Source organism: Paenibacillus polysaccharolyticus, assembly GCF_023714295.1.
GTDB lineage: Bacteria > Bacillota > Bacilli > Paenibacillales > Paenibacillaceae > Paenibacillus > Paenibacillus polysaccharolyticus_A.
Map to the genome: position 1 here is coordinate 1 of NZ_JAMAUN010000074.1, position 255 is coordinate 255.

Sequence of the window (255 nt, forward strand, 5' to 3'; positions counted from 1 at the left end):
GTGTTTCAGGTTGGCCATTCGGGTCTACCTTTAGCCAGCCTGCTTTGGACCAGTCCGACCACAGCTGCTGATCCTTTACACGTACGCGAACTTGTACTTTTTGATTCACTGGTAACGCTTCGCTAGTAGTCCAGCTTCCGCTAGATAACGTGGTATTCTGCTCTATTTCTCCAGAGTCTAGGAGTACCGTTCCTTTCTCATCCAAAACTTGAATTTGAGCATGGCTGAATACGGTTTGTATCACATCCGTTTGAG

Annotated in this window: 1 protein-coding gene; it reads right to left on the minus strand. The window is 47.1% G+C overall.

Annotated elements, in window-relative coordinates; translation table 11 throughout:
• Window positions 1-255: hypothetical protein (locus tag M3629_RS28280; RefSeq protein WP_251512205.1), on the minus strand; the 255-nt coding region annotated here is incomplete at both ends.